Annotated in this window: 1 protein-coding gene; it reads right to left on the reverse strand. The window is 46.5% G+C overall.

What is annotated here, in order from left to right; all coding sequences use genetic code 11:
• Window positions 1-847 (reverse strand): isocitrate lyase (locus tag A3739_RS17350; RefSeq protein WP_156502649.1); only part of this gene is annotated, 847 nt, incomplete at its 3' end.
• Between the last annotated feature and the right edge of the window lie 154 nt (window positions 848-1,001).

Genomic DNA, 1,001 nt, shown 5'->3' on the forward strand with positions numbered 1-1,001 from the left:
AAGAGTTGTAGATGTCGCCTTCGTCGCCTGGCTCATTAACAACAGCGATTTCTTTAGTTAGGCCAGCACCTTCAGAGTCAGTACGCGCAACAATTAGACCGTCGTCAACACCTAGCTCTAGGAACGCGTAACGTAGTGCACGGATCTTCCCGTGGAAGTCAGCGTGTGGAACAGTTACTTTACCGTCTTGGTGACCACATTGCTTCTCGTCAGCAACTTGGTTTTCGATCTGTAGGCAGCAAGCCCCAGCTTCGATCATTTGCTTAGCCATTAGGTAAGTCGCTTCTGCGTTACCGAAACCAGCATCGATGTCAGCTACGATTGGCACAACGTGCGTTTCGTGATTGTCGATCGCTTCGATGATTTTTGCTTCTTCAGCAGCATCACCAGCTTCACGTGCTTTATCAAGTGCACGGAAAAGACCACCAAGCTCACGCGCATCAGCTTGACGTAGGAAGGTGTAAAGCTCTTCTACAAGACCAGCTACTGCAGTTTTCTCGTGCATAGATTGGTCAGGAAGTGGACCGAAGTCTGAACGAAGTGCTGCAACCATCCAACCTGAAAGGTATAAGTAGCGACGCTCAGTTGAACCGAAGTGTTTCTTGATAGAGATAAGCTTTTGTTGACCAACGAAACCGTGCCAGCAGCCTAGAGACTGAGTGTACTTAGTTTTGTCTTTATCAAACTCAGCCATGTCACGACGCATGATGCCAGCTGTGTACTTAGCTACGTCCAGACCAGTTTTGAATTTGTTTTGAAGGCGCATACGAGCTGCTGATTCAGCACTTACACCTGGGAAAGAGTTAGCAACTTCTGCTGCTTGAACTTCTGCTTGATAACCTGACATTGGCTAATCCCTCTTTTTACGGATGACACCTTGCTCAGACAAAGCAAGGCCGTTTTTAGATTTCGGAGCGGATATTAAATCGAACCCCTACATAAATGAAATATATTGATGCAATAGCCGCTATACGCTGCATTGATAAAGCTATGAAATTTGA

This window comes from Oleiphilus sp. HI0067, from assembly GCF_001635735.1.